Origin of the sequence: Paraburkholderia sp. 40, assembly GCF_050434105.1 — a bacterium.
GTDB lineage: Bacteria > Pseudomonadota > Gammaproteobacteria > Burkholderiales > Burkholderiaceae > Paraburkholderia > Paraburkholderia tuberum.
In genome coordinates, this window is the sequence record NZ_JBNPVY010000002.1 from 674511 (window position 1) to 692075 (window position 17565).

Below are 17565 nucleotides of genomic sequence, written 5' to 3' on the forward strand. Positions count from 1 at the left end.
CGGAGGAGTTGTAGTTGCCATGACTATGCTTATTCTGAAAAGCCGAAGTTCGCGTTCCCCTTGACATCTTTAAGGGGAGCACCCGGCCAGCCTGGAAACGTAAAATTGCTCTTCGCCGGACCATCGACATCCAGCCCACCCTTGACCTGTATCTCACTTGAGCTCGCAATCACGATCTTGCCGTTTGCGATTTTTACGTACGCACCTGCTCCATCGCCCAGCGTGATCCCTTTCGACCCAGTAATGACTACTTCGCCTGTCGACGAACTAACCGCGACGTTGGTAAGCGCCATCAATTCCAGAGCGTCCCCTTGGGCCTGAACCTGCACCTTGCCCTTGGCTGCGAAAATCCGGATTCCGAGTTTCGCGGCAAACAGTGAAATTGCCTCGCCGGCCGCTGCCGTGATCCGCTTGAGCACGCCGATGTCGATTCCTTCGCCAGCAGTAACGAACATCTGCTTACCCGCGGCCAACTGCATGTGCGCGCCACTAGCGACACCAATGCCTTCAGGTGCGCTCGCCACGATCACCGGATTCCGGAGTTTCGCGAGCTTTTGCTCGACGAGCACACGTTGCTGATCGACTTCGGCCAGCAACGCCTGCGCGGCACTCGCAGAACCGTTGAGCGAGCGCAGGATTTCCTCGGCTTGCTGAAGTGTTGTGTCGGCGTTAGGCATCGCGAGTTGCTCGCCCACAGCACCAGGCTGCGCCTCGGCACTAAGCAACAATCCTTTGGCCGCCCGGGCTGACAGATACCCATCCGTCCTTAGCTCGGCCCCCCGCCCCCGCTCCTTCCTCTCCCCATCAACCATATGCCCCAGATTGAGCTCACTGCTCTGAAACGGCGTGGCGATATGGACATGCTCACCCCCTTCCTTATCCTCCATCCGCATCTCATTCCGAGCGGCGGTGCGAACGATATTGCGCGTGTTGTTAAGGTTATTAACGAGATCCGGGTGCAAGCTGTCATGCATCGCCCCGATGATCACAGGCCGATCCGGGTCCCCGGCCGTGAACACGATCGCCACTTCCGCCCCGTCGATCAGCGGAAAGTGATGACCATAATCATCCCCGCTATACGGCTTCGCAAACCGCACCGGCCGGCTCGTCCCGCCCGGACTCCACTTATCGAGATCGAACGGCAGCACGATCACATACCAGCCCTGCTCGGTCAGATATGCGTACTTATAATTCCCCGGCGACGTGACCCGCGCGGGCAAGATTCCATCGATGGTAGGGCGCCGAACCGACTCCATCGAAGTCCGCCACACACGATCCGACGGTATCCCCTCGAACGTCACCTGATACGCCTGATCCCGCGCGCCCTGCGACTTCACTGAAGTCACGAAAATCCCGTGCTTCGCATCGGCCGGATTCGGATCGATCGACATGACCTCGCCCGCCTCGAGCCAGAACGGATTGCCCGTGCCGACAAACGCAATCTGACTGGCCAGATGCGCCTCATGCCGCAACCGGGCAATACGCAGACCTTCGTCGGGCGCTTCGTAATGCTCGCCCCAGCGGTAATCGACCGCGTTCGTGGTGCTGTTGTCGCGCGCGGTGTTCTCCTCCACGAGCAACGAAATTCCCGCCTGGCGATGGTTATAGTCGTGCAGGCGCACGGACTCGGGAACGCGCAGCGTCCTTTTCTCGAGCGCCGTGATCGCCTCCGATCCGGCACCCTCCATTCCTGCATTACGCCGGTACGGCACCCTACGCTGCTTACGCGCGTACGCATCGAGATCGTCGCCGAACACGATCATCGCGCGATCCTTCTTCTGCTCCCACCGGAACCACATTCCCTCCTGCGCGCAGAGCCTCTGGATAAACCTGAATGACGTCTCGTGATACTGCGTGATGTACTCATGCCGCTTGTACTGCCCACGCAACTGGAACACGAAGTCGACTCCGCTACGATATCCGTAGTGCCGCAACGTATCGGTAATGATCTCCTCGACCGATTGCTTCTGAAACAGCCGGCTCGTCACGCCGCGATCGAAATCGGCGAGTTCCGGCTCCAGCATGACCCTGTAGCGCGTTTGATCGGCCGATGTCTCGAACTCGTCGAACTTCGTCACGATGCCGTGAATCGTATGCGCGGGCGGTCTCGTGCTGAACTTCTCGGCGTTCTCGCCAAACATCTTGCGCAGATAGTCGATATCCGGATCGCCCGGCTCGATCGTGAACCGCCCCGGGCGCCCGAGCACCTGATCCATCGGAATTCCCGCTACCGGGCTTGTGAATTCGATCTCATAGCCATACAGCTCACTGATGCGATCGACGCCCGTGAACTTCAGGATCGAGAACGGCGCCGGGTGCGGCGCCAGCTTCAATTCATAAGCCTGCAACGGCAATGCCATCAACATTGAATTCCTCTCCACTACGCCAATATCACAGCGCTGCCGAGGCAACTGCTAACGTTGCCTCGGCCGCTCGTGCGAAGACTCAATCAGAAAACGCCTGATCAGCTCTTCGCCTTCGGCATTTGCGACACCAGCGACAGCCCGATGTCCATCCCCTCGACCTGGAAGTGCGGAATGATGAAAAGCTTGATGCGGAAGAAGCCCGGATTGTCCTCGATGTCTTCGACGGTCACCTTCGCTTCACGCAGCGGGTGCGATGCCTGCAACTCGTCGCCCGGATCTTTCATCTCGGTCACGAGACCCTTGATCCAGTTGTTGAGCTCGATCTCCAGCAGACGTCGATCCTTGGTCGTCCCAATGTTTTCGCGCTGAATCAGCTTCAGGTAGTGCGCGATACGCGACAGCAGGAAGATGTACGGCAGCCGCGCGTTGATACGGCTATTGGCCGTCGCTTCCTTGGTCTCGTACAGTGCCGGCTTCTGTGCAGAATTCGCCGAGAAGAAGCACGCGAAGTCGTGGTTCTTGTAGAACGACAGCGGAATGAAGCCGAGATTCGCGAACTCGAATTCGCGCGTTTCCGGAATCAGCACTTCGGTCGGGATCTTCGGTTGCACGCCGGTGCCAAGGTCGTACAGGTGCACCGGCAGGTCTTCCACCTTGCCACCCGCCTGCGGTCCGCGGATCTGCACGCACCAGCCGTTGTTCACGAAGCTGCGCGTCATGTTGGCCGCGAACGCGAACGACGCGTTGACCCACAGGTACCGGTCATGGTCCGGGCCCTTCACCGCTTCCTCGTAATTGAACGCGCGCACCGGCGTCGTGTCCTTGCCATACGGCAGGCGGCCGATCACGCGCGGCATCGTCAGACCGACGTAACGCGCGTCGTCCGTATCGCGGAAGCTCTTCCACTTGATGTACTCGGCGCGATCGAAGTAGTTGCCGATATCCTGGATCGCCGCGACTTCCTCCATCGACTTCTTGCCGAAGAATGCCGCGCCGACCGAGCCGATGAACGGCATATGCGCAGCCGCCGCGACCTTCGAGATGTTGCGCAGCAGTGCCACGTCCTGCGGCGAATTGGCGAACTCGAAGTCGCTGATCAACGCGCTGATCGGCTGGCCGCCCGGCGTGTCGTACTCCTCGATATACGTGAGGCGATACAGGCCGCTCTGGATCAGCTCCGGCGTGTCTTCGAAGTCGCGTTGCAGCGCATCCTTCGACACGTCCAGCACTTCGATGCGCGCGTTCTTGCGAAAATCCGTGCGCGACACCACCATCTTCAGGCCACGCCAGCGGCCCTCGAGCGCCTGAAACTCGGGCGTATGCAGCACGGCGTCGAGCTGGCGGCTGATCTGTCGATCGAGCTGGCCGATATGAAAATCGAGCAGCGACTTGTCGAGACGCTCGACCGGCTGGCTCGATTGCGCGACCAGCTCGAGAAACGCGCCGATACCACGCGCGATGCGCTCGTCGGCCGACGCCTCGGACAGCATGTCGTTATCGCGGAAGGCCTCGAGCGGGCGCGCCTCGGATACGGGCTTCAGGTTGATCTTGTCGCACAGCGACGCATAGACGCTGTCGCCGGCGAAGGACATGTCCTGCGCGGCATCGAGCACAACGGTCTCGGTCGCGCCCTGACGGGATTCGTTCTGTTCCATTTGTCTTCCTGTCTGCGTTTTTGCAGCAATGTGGTTGCGCAAGGCGGTGACGGCTTGCTTCGCCCGTTCCCGCTCAGGCATGGCCTTCCGGCTGGGTCGCAGCCGTCGCGATCTGCGCGAGTTCGCCGCGCAGTTTGTCCGAAAGGCGCCGGTCCTTCAGGACCTTTTCGAACTCGCGACGGAACGTACTGTTGTCGAGCAGATTGGACTTCAGATCGCGCAGCAGATTGCGCATCGCCAATAGCGCCTGCAACTCGGGAATCTGACGCGCCACCTGCTCGGGCTCGAAGTCTTTCATCGAGCGAAACGCGAGCTTGACCGGTAGCTCCGAACCGTCGTCGGCGAGCGTGTTCTCGGCCGCGATCTTCAGGTCGGGCGCGTAGTCGGCGAGCACCGCGTCGAAATTGTTTTTGTCGATGTTGACCTTCTTGCGCTCCGCCAGTGCCGCCTGCTCGCGGCCCGCACTGAAATCGCCGGCGACCAGCAGCTTGAGAGGCAGCTCGACCTTCTTCTGGGCGCCGCCCGTGTGAAGGTCCAATGTGATCGAGACGCGGCTCTTCGGAATTTCGCGCTGAAAGCTGTCCATTCAAACTCCTCATGTAATCAGATTCGACACAACCCGCAGATCTCGCCCACGGCGATGCGGTGGCTCCATTCGCGCATGCCCGCGAGCGTGCTTAAAGAGATATGCGCGACTCGCAAAATGAATTGCGACGACGATACCTCATTGCATGGCCCAGGTTCGTGCACTTTATTTAAATGCAGGCGTGTTAAAACGGGATTTTCCGTGTGACGTCAAAAGCTTATTGTTTGCGGCTCAATATCCAACAATGTGAACAATAGTTACTAAACGCTGTCTTTGCAGATTCTTGTCGCTGCGCCGACCACAGGGCGCATACAGGTTGATCACGCACCGCCAACCACGCCGCAGAACCGCAAACGAGGAATCAACACGATTTACCATTTGTCATGGCTCGTTAATTCATCACGCATTTATTTGACACAATCTCAAATTAAATTTCGCCTTCCCAATATAAATCCAGCCTGCATCTCGAATTTGAATTAGTTAATTTTTGTCATATTTTAAAAGCCAGCCGAAATATGGCTATACGAACAGCGAATACGACATATAGAATCCGAAATCTCGGACAATCCAGATTAAATCAGCAACAAGCATCAGACCAAAATACCTATGCGGATCGACAAACCGCTCTGGCATGAGGGCCTCATCCTCACGCAGCAGCACTTTCAGCAGCAAGAACGATGGGCCGGCTTCGCGCTGCAACAGCTCGCCACGTCCGCGCTCGCGCAACCGTGGGGCACGCTCGGCGTCGAGATCGACGAAGAGGCGTTGGCAACGGCCCGTCTGAAGCTCGCACGGCTCAAGCTGCGCTTTTCAGACGGCACGCCGGTCGACACGACGCTGACCGACGCTCTGCCCGCCGCGCGCGATCTGGCGCAAGGCGTGCCCGCCGATCTGCACAGCGTCGTCGTGTTCGCGGCGCTCGCCTTGCCCGATGCGAACGGCGACAACTGCCGGTTCGATGAAACGTCGCTTGCGCGTCCACGCCGCACGTATCGCGAATTCGTCAAGGTCGTGGATCTGAACGGCGGCAGCGAAACCGAGATCGCGTCCGAGCGTCACGCGCTGCGTCTGCTGTTCGATTTCGAATCGCATGCCGACGACACGGTCTGCGCCATCGCGCGGCTCACGCGCAGCACGAGCGGCCAGTTCCAGGTCGATCACCGTTTCGTGCCGCCGTGCCTGACGCTCGGCAGCCACCCACTGCATGTCGAGCGCATCAATCGCCTCGCCGATATCCTGCAGGCGAAGAGCGTTGCGCTCGGCGCGCGTCGTAGCGAACGGCTCGAACAGGTCGCCGAATATGGCGTCGCCGACGTGCAGCTGTTCTGGCTTTTGCACTGCATTCACGCGGCGTGGCCGCAGTTGCGGCTCTACGCGGCCCATCCGCGCCGCTCGCCGGAGCAGCTCTACACGACGCTCGCGCAACTGGTCAGCGCGTTGATCACGTTCTCGACGCGCGTGCAACTCACCGACATTCCCGCCTACGACCACGCGCGCGCCGACGAGGTATTTGCGAAGCTCGAGGCCACGATCCGCGAACTGCTCGACGCGATCATTCCGTCGCGCGTCGTGTCGATCGGCCTCACGCGCAAGAGCGCGACCACGTGGGCGGGTCAGTTCCTCGACGAGCGCATCGTCGAAAGCGCGGCCGACTGGTATCTGTCGGTCAACGCGCCGATGCCGGCGTTCGAGCTCGCAGAGCAGTTCCCGCGCCTGTGCAAGATCGGCGCGCCCGACGACGTCGAGCACATCATCAATTCGGCGCTGCTCGGCATCCCGCTCAAGGCGGTAGCGCGCGTGCCGGCCGCGATTCCGGTGCGCCTCGACAACCAGTACTTCGCGCTCGATCCAGCGAACGCCGCGCATGCGAAGATGCTCGCCGCGCGCGCCTGCCAGATCTATCTGCCGGCGTCGGTGCCCGACGCATCGCTCGAACTTTACGCGGTACTGCGCTCATGAACGCCCTGCCCCGAAGCCCCAACGAAGCGGCGCTGCTCGACAGCGCGCCGGGTGCGACGCGCGAAGGCATTCGCGACCTGCTGCGCGACACCGCGCTGCTCGTCACGACGCTTACGCCCGGCGGCCACGCGGGTCACGCAATCGACTTCCGCAATCGTTGCGCTTCGCTGATTGCCAACTTCTCGAATGCACTCGAGCGGCGCGGCTATCCCGACGACGTACGGCGCGAAGCGCTACTCGCGCAATGCGGGCTGCTCGACGAAGTCGCGCTGCGCTATCTGCCGCCCGAAAGCCGCGCGGGGTGGGAACTGAAACCGCTGCAAGTCGAGTTGTTCAACCTGCACGACGCGGGCGAGCGCGTGTTCGAACGGCTCGAAGCGCGCATGCGTGAAGCGTCGCCGCAGATCGAGCTGCTCGAATGCTACGCGGCGATTCTGAGCCTCGGCTTCATCGGCCGTTTCGCGCGCGATGGCGAAGCGAAACGCACGGCGTTGACGACAGCGCTGCATGCGCAGCTGGAAAAACTTCGCCCAGCGCCCACACGCACCTTCATCGCCGATCGCCCCGGCCGCCGCTTGTCGGACTGGTTCTACCGGCTCTCGCCGTGGGCGATTGCAGGGCTCGCATGCGTGGTCGCCGCCATCGTCTGGCTGGTCTGGTCGACCGCGCTCGATACCCAGCTAGCCCGACTCGTGCACGCGAAGCTCACGCAGCCGTGAAGTCCGATCTGCGTATGCTGTCCGCAACGCCGACGCGCACGCCCGACCGCGCGTACGAAGGACTCGGTTACCCGTTGCGCACGATGCTCGTGTTCGCGGCCGTGCTGGCGCTCGCGGCGATCTGGTTCGTGCTGCCGGGCGGACGCGCCATCGCATGGGCGCTGACGGCGGTCGTCGGCATGCTCGTGGGCGTACTCGTCGGATGGCGCACGCTCTGGCTGTCCCGCGCGGGCGAACAGAGCGCGCAGATCTTGGCCGCGCTCGGCGCCTCGACCGCCGGGATTACGCCGAGGCTGCGCACCCGCATGCCGCTCGTGCTCGTCACCGGCGACGGTCTGCCGGCGCTCTTCGATCGCAACGACGAGGAGCGCTTCGCGCATGTCGGCGACGGCGCGATCTGGTTGCGAGTCGATCATCCGCAGGAGTTGCCGCGACTCGCGGTCGCGCTCAGACAGTGGCGCGACGGACGTACGCCCGATGGCGTCGTCCTGTCGGTGGCGCCCGCGCTGCATGTCGGGGCCGACATGCTCACGCAGAAGCTGCGCGTCGTGCGCGATTGCGTCGCCGATGCCGCTCGCACGCTCGGCACGCGGCTAACGGGCTATGTCGCGGTCTATCAGCGGATGACGACGTGCCCGCCTGGTCTGTCGGTGCCTGCGTGGTACGGGGTGTCGTCGGCGACGCGAATCGTCGATGCCGAGCGTTTCGAACTCGTGGTCCGCGCGGCCGAAGCCGAGCCTCAGCGCGTGCCTGGTGACGCGGGCAGTACCACAGCTACCGCGCCTACTACGGGTGCCGCGCGCGCGGCGGCGCTCGCGTCGCTCGTCGGCTGGACGCAGCGGGTCGTGATCGGCACGTTGACCGACCCGCAGCAGCCCGCCGCGCCGTGGGCGTTGTTCGGCGCGGGTTGGATCGATTGCGGTCCGGCAAGCGGTTCAGCAACCGGTTCGGCCGATTCGTGGGAACGCGACGTGCAGATGCAAACCTGTGTGAGCCGCGCCGCCGTCGGCGCATCACCGCTGCCGTGGCCGCTACCCCAACCGCTGATCGAAGCAACACCGCGGCGCTACTGGATGTCGCCGCGCCGCACTGCCTGCGCGCATGCGCTCGCGCTGCTCGCTTGCGCGGCCGCCGTCGCGTCGTGGTCCGCCGCGAGAAACAACGAAGCGCTGCTCGATCGCATCGGCACCGACCTCGGCCGCTATTCGATGATTCCGGCCGAGCACGACAACGCCAAGCGCGACGCGCTGCAAGCGCTCGTCGCCGATCGCGATCAGCTCGACCGTTACGCGCGCATCGGAGTGCCGCTGCGACTGTCGCTCGGCATGTATCGCGGTGCGCAACTGCTGCCGGCGCTGGACACCGCGATCGCGTCGTACGTGCCGCCTGCTCCGCCGCCCTCGGTCGTCACGCTCGACAGCATGTCGCTATTCGACAGCGGCCGCGCTCAGCTGAAGCCCGGCTCGACGCGCGCGATGGTCGGTGCACTCGAAATGATCAAGACGAATCCAGACAAGCGGATTCTGGTCGCCGGGCACACCGATAACGTCGGCAATCCGCAGAGCAATCTGAAGTTGTCCACGGCTCGCGCGCAAGCCGTGCGCGACTGGCTGATTGACGTGTCGGGCCTCGCGGCGACGCAGTTTGCGATTCAGGGCTATGGCGAGACGCGGCCGATCGCGAGCAACGCTACCGACGACGGGCGCGCGAAGAACCGGCGCGTCGAAATCACGCTCGTGCCGGACGCTCCTTCAAACCAATAGGCGAAAAAATCGCAGTGTTTCGCCCCCGAAGCATCGCGCTTCGGGATCCAGACGCTCGGGGGCTGCTCCGGGCGGTTGTCGCAGCAGTAGAAAAATCAAGGAGTAGAAAGTATGGCAATTCCAGCCTACATGTGGCTCAAGGACGACGGCGGCGCCGATATCAAGGGTTCGGTGACGGTGCAAGGCCGCGAAGGCAGCGTCGAGCTCGTCGCGTTCGATCACGGCGTGCATATCCCGACCGACGGCAACACCGGCAAGCTGACCGGCACGCGCGTACACAAACCGATCACGCTGACGAAGGAAACCGATGCGTCGACGCCGTATCTGTACAAGGCTGTCACGAGCGGTCAGACGCTGAAGTCGGTCGAGATCAAGTGGTACAAGATCGACGACGCCGGCAAGGAAAAGGAGTACTTCAACACGAAGCTGGACAACGTGAAGATCGTCGCGGTCAAGCCGAAAATGTTCGACATCAAGAACCCCGACTACGAGAAGCACAACCACCTCGAAGACGTCGAGCTTCGCTACGAGACGATCACGTGGTCGTACAAGGACGGCAACATCATCCACAAGGACACCTGGAACGAGCGTTCCTGATTTCCGCGTGTTACGCGAGACCGGCGTGCCGGCGGTCTCGGGACGCGCGTCGACGCGTCTTTACCGGTCCGCGTGGCGGGCTGGTCCTTTTTCATCGGCGAGTGCACAGCGCACTTGCCGCCTACCTCCGTGACCGGACTGCCGACATGACCTTGCGCGACGACCGAAGAAGCGCCCTTTGGGACACCACTCATCTGCTGCGCCGACTCAACCCGCACTGCGCGCAGGCGCTCGAAGCGGCCGCGAGTCTTTGCCAGACGCGGCTGGCTGACGAGATCACGGTCGAGCACTGGTTGCTGAAGCTGATCGAAGCCGGCGACGGCGACATCCCCGCTATCCTGCGGCGTTGCACGATCGATATCGACGCGCTGTGGGATGCGCTGCTCGGTGCAATCGACCGTCTGCCGCGCAATCTGCGCGGCAAGCCCGCCCTGTCGCCGCAGCTGGCGGCACTGCTTAGGGATGCATGGCTTCACGCGTCTTCGGAGAGCGACGAGGCGCGAATCCGCTCGGGGAATTTGCTGCAGGCGATCGTCGATGCGCCGCATATGCTGCGCGCCCAGAATGCGTGGCCACTGCTTGCCGTCAGCAGTGCGCAGATCGAACGGTTGCTGCCGCGAATGGCGCATCGGTCGTGCGAAAGTGAAATCGAAAGCGAAGACGAGGAACAACGATCTGAACAGCCTCAACCTGCGGCAAGCGCCGCGGCCGCGAACGGCGTTTCTCGCGCAAAAGAGACCACACCTGCCAGCGCCGACGCCCTCGCCCGCTTTGCGATCGACCTGACCGACAAGGCGCGCCGCGGCGACATCGATCCTGTGTTCGGGCGCGAGCGCGAGATCCAGCAGATGGTCGACGTGCTCGCGCGCCGTCGCAAGAACAATCCGATCCTCGTCGGCGAACCAGGTGTCGGCAAGACCGCGCTCGTCGAAGGGCTCGCGTTGCGCGTCACCGAAGGCAGCGTGCCGAACGTAATCCGCGACGTGCGCATCCTCACGCTCGATCTCGGCCTGCTGCAAGCGGGCGTCGGCGTGAAAGGCGAATTCGAGCAACGCCTGAAGACCGTGATCGACGAGGTGCAGGCTTCGCCCGTGCCGATCCTGCTGTTCATCGACGAAGCGCACACGCTGATCGGCGCCGGCAACGCGGCGGGCGGCGCCGACGCCGCGAACCTGCTGAAGCCTGCGCTCGCGCGCGGCGAATTGCGCACGATCGCGGCGACCACGTGGTCCGAATACAAGGAATTCTTCGAGCGCGACGCGGCACTCGAACGCCGCTTCCAGATGATCAAGGTCGAAGAACCCGACGACGACGCAGCCTGCTTGATGCTACGCGGCCTGAAAAGCCGCTACGCCCGATACCACCATGTACACATTCGCGAGGTAGCGCTGGTCGCCGCGGTCAAGCTGTCGCGTCGCTACATCCCGGCGCGGCAACTGCCGGACAAGGCCGTCGATCTGATCGACACGGCCGCCGCGCGCGTACGCATGGGCCTCGAAGCACCGCCGGCCGAGTTGCAACGCGTGCGGGCCGCGGTCGCCGCGCTGGAGCTCGAACACGCGGCGCTCGCAGACGACGAACGCATCGGCATCGACGATAGCGAAGCACGCCGCGGCGCACTGGACGCCGCGCTCGCGAGCGCGAAGGCCGAACTCGCGGCGCTGCAAACACGTTACGAACAGGAGCTCGAACTCGTCCAAGCGTTGCACCGCCAACGCGACAGCGATGCCGTCTCGCGCGATGCCAGCGCTTTCGCGCAAGCACGTCGAGCACTAACGACAGCACAAGGCAAGGCCCCGTTGATCTTCGCCGACGTCGACGCCCAGGCGATCGCACGCGTCGTCGCCGAGTGGACCGGCGTGCCGGTTGGCAGCCTCGTCGAAGACGAACTGCAAAACCTGCTGACGCTGGAAACGCAGCTCGCGACACGCGTCGTCGCGCAGCACGACGCGCTCGCCGCCCTGTCCGAAAGCCTGCGGACCGCCAAGGCGGGGCTCAAGAATGAACACGCGCCGCTCGGCGTGTTTCTGCTTGCTGGACCATCGGGCGTCGGCAAGACCGAAACTGCGCTCGCGCTCGCCGACCTGCTGTTCGGCGGTGAAGCCGCGCTCACGACGATCAATATGTCCGAGTACCAGGAATCGCACACAGTCTCGCAACTGAAGGGCTCGCCGCCCGGCTACATCGGTTATGGACGCGGCGGCATTCTGACCGAGGCGGTGCGGCAGCGTCCGTACAGCGTCGTGCTGCTCGACGAAGTCGAAAAAGCGCACCGGGACGTGCTCGACATGTTCTATCAGGTGTTCGATCGCGGCATGATGCGCGACGGCGAGGGGCGCGAGATCGACTTTCGCAATTGCGTGATCCTGATGACGTCCAATCTCGGCAGCGCGCAAATCGATGACACGACCGCGGAAAGCCCCGAGATCTCGCACGACGAACTGCTCGTCGCGATTCATCCGCAGCTCGTCGGCCACTTTCAACCGGCGCTGCTCGCGCGCTTCCAGACGCTCGTGTACCGCCCTCTCGATGCGAGCGCGCTGGCCTCGATCGTGCGCCTGAAGCTCGGTAACGTCGCGCAGCGTCTGCGCCGCCAGCACGGCGTCGAACTGAGCTGCGACGAAGCGCTGATCGATGCGATGGCCGCGTTGTGTCTCGCGCGCGAATCGGGCGCGCGCAACGTCGATGCGTTTGTCAATCAGCGCATTCTGCCGACGGTGTCGCGCGAACTGCTCGCGCGCATGGCATATGGAATCGCGCCCGCCAGGATCCTGCTGACCGGTTCACCCGAAGGTAGTCTGACGATCGATTTCATCGATCGCGAAGAAGCCGTGGCTGAACATGCGGCGAACGGCTAACGGAGCGCCACTCGATGCCGGCGGGACCGTCTCTCTACGATATGCTGCTCGGCCAGATCGGCGGCGAGCCGCTCGACGCATACGACGACCGCACGCTCGAATGCATGAGCGTGCAGCAGAACGTGCAGCGCATTCTGAACACGCGCGCGGGCGCATTGAAGCACCTGCCCGATTACGGTCTGCCGGACATGACGAACATCTACAAGGCATTGCCGTCGTCGGCGCACGCGCTGAAGCAGCAGATGGAAGCGACGCTGCTGAAATATGAACCTCGTATTCGCGCGATCGACATCGACATCCTCGAGGACGACGACCCCGGCGTGCTGGTCAGCTTCGAAATGACATGTCATTTGAAGAAGGCCGGGCTCGTGCGCTTCGGCACGTATTTCGAGCCGCCGGGGCGGCTGCATATACGACGCCGGATGCAGGGGCGTGGGTAATCAGCGTTATCCGCATGCTAGTCGAATCCGACGCTACGATTCAGATCTATTCGGGAATTCGCCGGTCGATGCGACTGCGACATTTGTTCACAGTTGCTCGGCGGGTAACTCGCTATAGTGGGCAAGGTCGATCACGGGTCCGATCGACCTTCCCAGACAGGCATTGAGTCTGTCCTTCGGCAGCCTCGATCACGCCTCATGTTCGAGGCTTTTTTCCTTGCTGCCCCGTTAGCAAGCGATCACGTGGCCAGTGTGCCGTCCGCCGCATTCATGCGCGCGGGCCGTTCGTGAGGATCGGGACTATCGGTCTGAGTCGTCCCCACGACGGAGACAATAACGGCAAACAGAAAGGAGTTTCGAATAAGCATTATTTGTTCCGCTTGCTTTTTCACCCGCATTTCACACAGCCGGCATAAATCGCGAGCTAAACATGCACTTTTCATTGTGTCGCTTGCGCATAAAAAATAAAAAGTGAACCCCGAATCACATTTTCGAGATGCTCGTTCGACTATAACGATTAAGCAAAATCCCGCACAGGGGAGCGGGATTAAAACAACAGGACGCTGAGGAGACGAGCACGCCCTGCCTGGGACCCACACGCACCGCAGGGATACGCGTGGTTATTTCGACGCTCGCCACGACCGACAACCGTAGTCGACGGTCAATGATCGCGAGTGCTTTGAAATGCCGGGACCGCTTGGGCACCCCTGTGCGCGCTCACGCCTGCCGCGTGGCACCACGGCGCCGAGCGAGCGCCCCGTGTGGAACTCAGGCCGCCTTGCGCGCGAACCCGTCGCCCATCACACTCACCACGTCGTCGACGACCCGAGTCGCGGCCGCGAATCCAGCCGCCAGCACTTCCCGCAGATCGGTCGACGAACGACCGGGCACCGAAGCTACCCGGAAAGCGGTCGACCACTCGCCGCCGATCAGCCGCGTCTTCAACGTGACGCTCGCCACGTACGCGCGCCGCGCCGTGGCACTGCCGACACGGGTGGACATATCGGTCGCGCGCAACGCGTTGACCACGATGTCGAATCCCCGATAACGATAGGTTTGCTCCATGCTCTTCCCCGTCTTCACCCATTGCTACACAACAGCATTTCGCCATGTATCGATGCTGCATCATTCTCGATTCGAGTTTGTCAAAAATTGTCATATCCTGGGCGATTCCCGGTTAGGGCTTTCCCTGCTCTCGACCTGCCAATTCCGGCGTCAATCATGCTTAATATATGCTTTACAGATTTTGGAACAATGAATCACAGGGCTCCATGCAATGTGAAGTCATCGGACCGGCAAATTCGGATTACAAATTCATACCGTTTATTCAGATTCGATCGAATAACCTTGACGAATCAAGCCCCGCGAACCATCTCGAAATAAAAAGCTATATCCCAAAATAAAGACCGGAACTCGTCCGGCGCTTCTGTAGTCCGAACACTGCCATTGCCCATCGTGGCGCCCGTCTGGCGAGCCTGGCTCCGCCCGGTTCGCCTTCATCCGCTCGCGGTCCAATAAACAGCACGCTGCGTCTGAGCGCATCGTCCGCTGCGTTTGAATAAAGCGTCCGTCCCGGTACGTCGCTCGATCGCCAGCGGCAAAGATCGTGTCATTACAGACCGCAGATCGCTTATCGGATTGAATGAGCCTGAACAAGGAATTGCTGGTGAAACATCTCGCTGGTTCAATATCGCAATTGTGTCGGCATTCTCTGCCTGCCTGTTTTATGCCTTGTCGCGCGTGTTACCTCGGTGCCACCGTGATCACGCGTTTGCGCCGCCGCCAAGCGGGGGAGCGTGCACGATGAGCATCTTCCAGATTGCCGGTGCGCTGTTCGCCATCGTCGCGCTGTTCGGCGTCCTCAATTATCGATTCATCAGGTTGCCCGACACGCTCGGCATCACCGCGGTCGGGCTCGTCGTCTGCGTCGGCATTTCTGCGCTCGGGTTCTACTATCCGGCGATGGCGATCGCCGCGCGCAAGATCGTCGTGCAGATCGATTTTGCCGACATCGTGTTTCACGGCCTGCTAAGTCTGCTGCTGTTCGCCGGCGCGCTGCACGTCGATCTGTCGAAGATGCGCACGCAGCGGCGCGCGGTGCTGATGCTCGCGACGATCGGGGTATTGATTTCGATCGCGGTGGTCGGCTTCGGCTTTTACTACGCGGCGCAATGGCTCGGCCAGCCGGTGAGCCTGCCCTGGTGTCTCGTGTTCGGCGCGCTGATCTCGCCGACCGATCCGATCGCGGTACTCAGCGTGCTCAAGCGCGCGGCGGCGCCCGAAAGCCTCGAAACCAAGATTACCGGCGAATCGCTGTTCAACGACGGCACGGCCGTCGTCGCATTCGTCACGCTAGTCGGACTCGCGACCGGCGCGAACGAGTTTTCCGCGGGCGCGATCGCATTCGATCTGCTGCGCGAAGTCGCCGGAGCGCTCGTGCTCGGCGCGGCGCTCGGCTTCGGCGGGTCGCTGCTGCTGCGAGGTATCGACAGCTATCCAGTCGAAATCCTGATCACACTCGCACTCGCGACCGGCGGCTATAGTCTCGCCGAAGCGCTGCACGTGTCAGCGCCTCTCGCGGTCGTAATCATGGGGCTCGTGATCGGCAATCACGGCGCGTCGACGTCGATGTCGGAGAAGACGCGCGAGCATCTGTTCAACTTCTGGGACCTGCTCGACGAGTTGCTCAATCTCGTGCTGTTCGGGCTGATCGGACTCGAAATCATTGCACTGTCGCTGCGCGTCGAGATCGTTTGGCTCGGGCTCGCGGCGATTCCTGTCGTGCTGTTCGCGCGCGGCGTCAGCGTCGCGATTCCGCTGCTCGCGCTGCAGAACTTCCGGCGGCTCAGTCCGCATTCGGCTGTCGTGCTGACGTGGGGCGGACTGCGCGGCGGCATCTCGATTGCGCTCGCGCTGTCGCTGCCGGAGTTTCACGGACGCGAAATGTTCATCGGCGTCACGTATCTCGTCGTGGTATTCAGCCTGCTGATTCAGGCGACGACATTGGGCCCGCTGATCCGTCGGCTCAATATTCCGGGCGCTCACGCAACCCGGCCAGCCTCGCCGGACGCATCGCCTGCACAAAACGCGCGCTAATCGTAAAGTGGATACCTACGCCGATCTGCACCGCGAGGTTGGTGAGAAAATCCAAACACAGTCCGAGACCGGAGCGAGCGGCTCTCGCGTCGATTTCGACACTGGATTGGAGCGTCCGATTTAAGCGTTTCCTGAGCAGTGCCCGCCGCGATTCTGACCCGAGGCGGCCCACCAGCAGGCGAGGCCGATGGCGAGTCGAACCGCCGCCGTCTCCCTCCGGCCACGGTTCACGCCGCGGCCCTGGCTCGGACTTGAACGAGTCCGCCGCCAGTTTCTGGCTTACTTTCCGCCAGTTTCCGGACCGTCGCGCCTGCTGCGGCGCCGGGCATTTGGCCGTCAATGCCGGTTCTCCCACATACCTGGCAGGCGCGGTTTGTCATCCTGTCGATTCAGGCGTCCGAAGGAGTTCGCCATGTCGGTCTATGTCGATGAAGGGTTCCGGCCCTGTGTGACGGAATGCGAGACGGTCGCGTTCCGCGTGTGCTGCGACGATCGTGCGCAGATTTTTGAAGTTAGCGCCGACGCGCTGGTCGAGTTCTGTGGCGCCGTGAGCCGCCGCAAGCAGGACCTGTTGGTCGCGTTCGAGGATGCGCAGGACGAGATCCTCTCCGTAGCCGCACAGAGATGGCAGTTCACGCCGAGCGAGCCGGTGCGGCTCGGTCTCGACGAATTCAAATTGGTCAGACATTAGGCGCGAGAGACGCCTTCATGAGCTGGATCGCCGCCCTGCCGATGTACAACGTGACACCCGCGCTCGACCTCGAATGGCGCGAGTGGCTCGACGACGTGCTGCGCCGGGTCAAGCCCGCGTGCCGCATCGTCGAACCGGACGAGGAACTGCACGGCTTCTGGCGGCGCCCGAATCTGCTGATTTCCCAGACCTGCGGTTATCCGCTGATGCAGGGGCTGCACGCGCAGGTGCAATTGGTCGCGACACCCTGTTTCGATGCGCCCGGCTGCGACGGCGCGCATTACTCGAGCGTACTGGTCACGCGAGCCGACGCGCGCTTCGACTCACTCGCCTCGTGCCGCGGCGCACGCGCCGCCTACAACCAGGACGATTCGAACAGCGGCATGAACGCATTTCGTCACGCGGTCGCGCCGCTCGCGCGCGCCGGCATGTTCTTCGGCGCGGTGCTGCGCACGGGCTCGCATGTCGGCTCGCTGCGCGCGGTCGCGGACAATCGCGCGGACGTCACCGCGATCGACTGCGTGACCTTCGCCTTCGTTTGCGACGTGCTGCCGGAACTCGCGGGGCGCGTGCGCGCGATCGGCATGACCGCCGCCTCGCCGGGCTTGCCGCTGATCGCCGCGGCCAATGTGCCGCCGGCCACGATCGCCGCGTTGCGCGACGCGTTGAACGAGGCGCTGAGCGTCCGCCCCGAGCGCGCAAAACGCCTGCGTTTAAGGGGTTTTTCGACGTTGCCGCTGACCGACTACGCGCGCATCGGCGAGCTGGAAAGCGAAGCGCGCGCCGCGGGCTACGCGCGGCTCGCTTGATTCACCTACTCGCTCATCTGCCACTC

The 17565-nt window shown here is 62.6% G+C and carries 13 protein-coding genes; 9 read left to right on the forward strand and 4 right to left on the reverse strand.

Annotation, left to right across the window (positions count from 1 at the left end; translation table 11 throughout):
• Positions 1 to 29: 29 nt before the first annotated feature.
• From OKW28_RS04315 to tssB, 3 genes are all read right to left on the reverse strand, one after another.
• Positions 30 to 2366 (reverse strand): type VI secretion system Vgr family protein, encoded by a 2337-nt coding sequence (locus tag OKW28_RS04315; protein ID WP_429443932.1) that lies wholly within the window; start codon positions 2364 to 2366, stop codon positions 30 to 32.
• A 98-nt stretch (positions 2367 to 2464) separates the two neighbouring features.
• Entirely contained in the window at positions 2465 to 4021 is a 1557-nt protein-coding gene (gene tssC, locus OKW28_RS04320; RefSeq protein ID WP_429443933.1) for a type VI secretion system contractile sheath large subunit, read from the reverse strand.
• A 73-nt stretch (positions 4022 to 4094) separates the two neighbouring features.
• Complete coding sequence (gene tssB / locus OKW28_RS04325; RefSeq protein ID WP_184010923.1) at positions 4095 to 4607, reverse strand: type VI secretion system contractile sheath small subunit; 513 nt, start codon at positions 4605 to 4607, stop codon at positions 4095 to 4097.
• A 606-nt stretch (positions 4608 to 5213) separates the two neighbouring features.
• Between tssB and tssK the strand changes: the two genes are divergently transcribed.
• From tssK to tssE, 6 genes are all read left to right on the forward strand, one after another.
• A complete protein-coding gene (gene tssK, locus OKW28_RS04330; RefSeq protein ID WP_429443934.1) occupies positions 5214 to 6566 on the forward strand; it encodes a type VI secretion system baseplate subunit TssK in 1353 nt (450 codons plus the stop codon).
• Entirely contained in the window at positions 6563 to 7285 is a 723-nt protein-coding gene (locus OKW28_RS04335; protein ID WP_429443935.1) for a DotU family type IV/VI secretion system protein, read from the forward strand. Before tssK ends, OKW28_RS04335 begins: the two co-directional genes overlap by 4 nt.
• Positions 7286 to 7299: 14 nt before the next feature.
• Positions 7300 to 9048 (forward strand): OmpA family protein, encoded by a 1749-nt coding sequence (locus OKW28_RS04340; RefSeq protein ID WP_429443936.1) that lies wholly within the window; start codon positions 7300 to 7302, stop codon positions 9046 to 9048.
• Positions 9049 to 9159: 111 nt separating this feature from the next.
• A complete protein-coding gene (locus OKW28_RS04345; RefSeq protein ID WP_429443937.1) occupies positions 9160 to 9645 on the forward strand; it encodes an Hcp family type VI secretion system effector in 486 nt (161 codons plus the stop codon).
• A gap of 146 nt (positions 9646 to 9791) precedes the next feature.
• Positions 9792 to 12503: a type VI secretion system ATPase TssH gene (gene tssH, locus OKW28_RS04350; protein WP_429443938.1), complete on the forward strand. Its 2712-nt coding sequence runs from the start codon at positions 9792 to 9794 to the stop codon at positions 12501 to 12503.
• Between the two features lie 14 nt (positions 12504 to 12517).
• Positions 12518 to 12943 carry a type VI secretion system baseplate subunit TssE gene (tssE, locus tag OKW28_RS04355; RefSeq protein ID WP_429443939.1) on the forward strand — a complete coding sequence of 142 codons (426 nt, stop codon included), beginning with the start codon at positions 12518 to 12520 and terminating at the stop codon, positions 12941 to 12943.
• Between the two features lie 768 nt (positions 12944 to 13711).
• Here tssE and OKW28_RS04360 read toward each other — a convergent pair.
• Positions 13712 to 14008, reverse strand: a complete 297-nt coding sequence (locus tag OKW28_RS04360; protein WP_184032152.1) for a hypothetical protein — start codon at positions 14006 to 14008, stop codon at positions 13712 to 13714.
• Between the two features lie 738 nt (positions 14009 to 14746).
• Here OKW28_RS04360 and OKW28_RS04365 point away from each other — a divergent pair.
• The 3 genes from OKW28_RS04365 (at position 14747) to OKW28_RS04375 (ending at position 17539) form a co-directional block, all read left to right on the forward strand.
• The gene (locus tag OKW28_RS04365) at positions 14747 to 16039 is read left to right on the forward strand and encodes a cation:proton antiporter (RefSeq protein ID WP_429443940.1); all 1293 of its coding nucleotides are present in this window, start codon (positions 14747 to 14749) and stop codon (positions 16037 to 16039) included.
• A gap of 412 nt (positions 16040 to 16451) precedes the next feature.
• Positions 16452 to 16730 (forward strand): DUF1488 family protein, encoded by a 279-nt coding sequence (locus OKW28_RS04370; protein ID WP_429443941.1) that lies wholly within the window; start codon positions 16452 to 16454, stop codon positions 16728 to 16730.
• Positions 16731 to 16747: 17 nt separating this feature from the next.
• Positions 16748 to 17539: a phosphate/phosphite/phosphonate ABC transporter substrate-binding protein gene (locus OKW28_RS04375; RefSeq protein ID WP_184064717.1), complete on the forward strand. Its 792-nt coding sequence runs from the start codon at positions 16748 to 16750 to the stop codon at positions 17537 to 17539.
• Positions 17540 to 17565 lie beyond the last annotated feature (26 nt).

Bases quoted from the DNA above. Each gene is read 5' to 3' on its own strand.
- OKW28_RS04315 (WP_429443932.1), bottom strand. From the start codon at position 2,366: ATGTTGATGGCATTGCCGTTGCAGGCTTATGAATTGAAGCTGGCGCCG.
- tssC (WP_429443933.1), bottom strand. From the start codon at position 4,021: ATGGAACAGAACGAATCCCGTCAGGGCGCGACCGAGACCGTTGTGCTC.
- tssB (WP_184010923.1), bottom strand. From the start codon at position 4,607: ATGGACAGCTTTCAGCGCGAAATTCCGAAGAGCCGCGTCTCGATCACA.
- tssK (WP_429443934.1), top strand. From the start codon at position 5,214: ATGCGGATCGACAAACCGCTCTGGCATGAGGGCCTCATCCTCACGCAG.
- OKW28_RS04335 (WP_429443935.1), top strand. From the start codon at position 6,563: ATGAACGCCCTGCCCCGAAGCCCCAACGAAGCGGCGCTGCTCGACAGC.
- OKW28_RS04340 (WP_429443936.1), top strand. From the start codon at position 7,300: ATGCTGTCCGCAACGCCGACGCGCACGCCCGACCGCGCGTACGAAGGA.
- OKW28_RS04345 (WP_429443937.1), top strand. From the start codon at position 9,160: ATGGCAATTCCAGCCTACATGTGGCTCAAGGACGACGGCGGCGCCGAT.
- tssH (WP_429443938.1), top strand. From the start codon at position 9,792: ATGACCTTGCGCGACGACCGAAGAAGCGCCCTTTGGGACACCACTCAT.
- tssE (WP_429443939.1), top strand. From the start codon at position 12,518: ATGCCGGCGGGACCGTCTCTCTACGATATGCTGCTCGGCCAGATCGGC.
- OKW28_RS04360 (WP_184032152.1), bottom strand. From the start codon at position 14,008: ATGGAGCAAACCTATCGTTATCGGGGATTCGACATCGTGGTCAACGCG.
- OKW28_RS04365 (WP_429443940.1), top strand. From the start codon at position 14,747: ATGAGCATCTTCCAGATTGCCGGTGCGCTGTTCGCCATCGTCGCGCTG.
- OKW28_RS04370 (WP_429443941.1), top strand. From the start codon at position 16,452: ATGTCGGTCTATGTCGATGAAGGGTTCCGGCCCTGTGTGACGGAATGC.
- OKW28_RS04375 (WP_184064717.1), top strand. From the start codon at position 16,748: ATGAGCTGGATCGCCGCCCTGCCGATGTACAACGTGACACCCGCGCTC.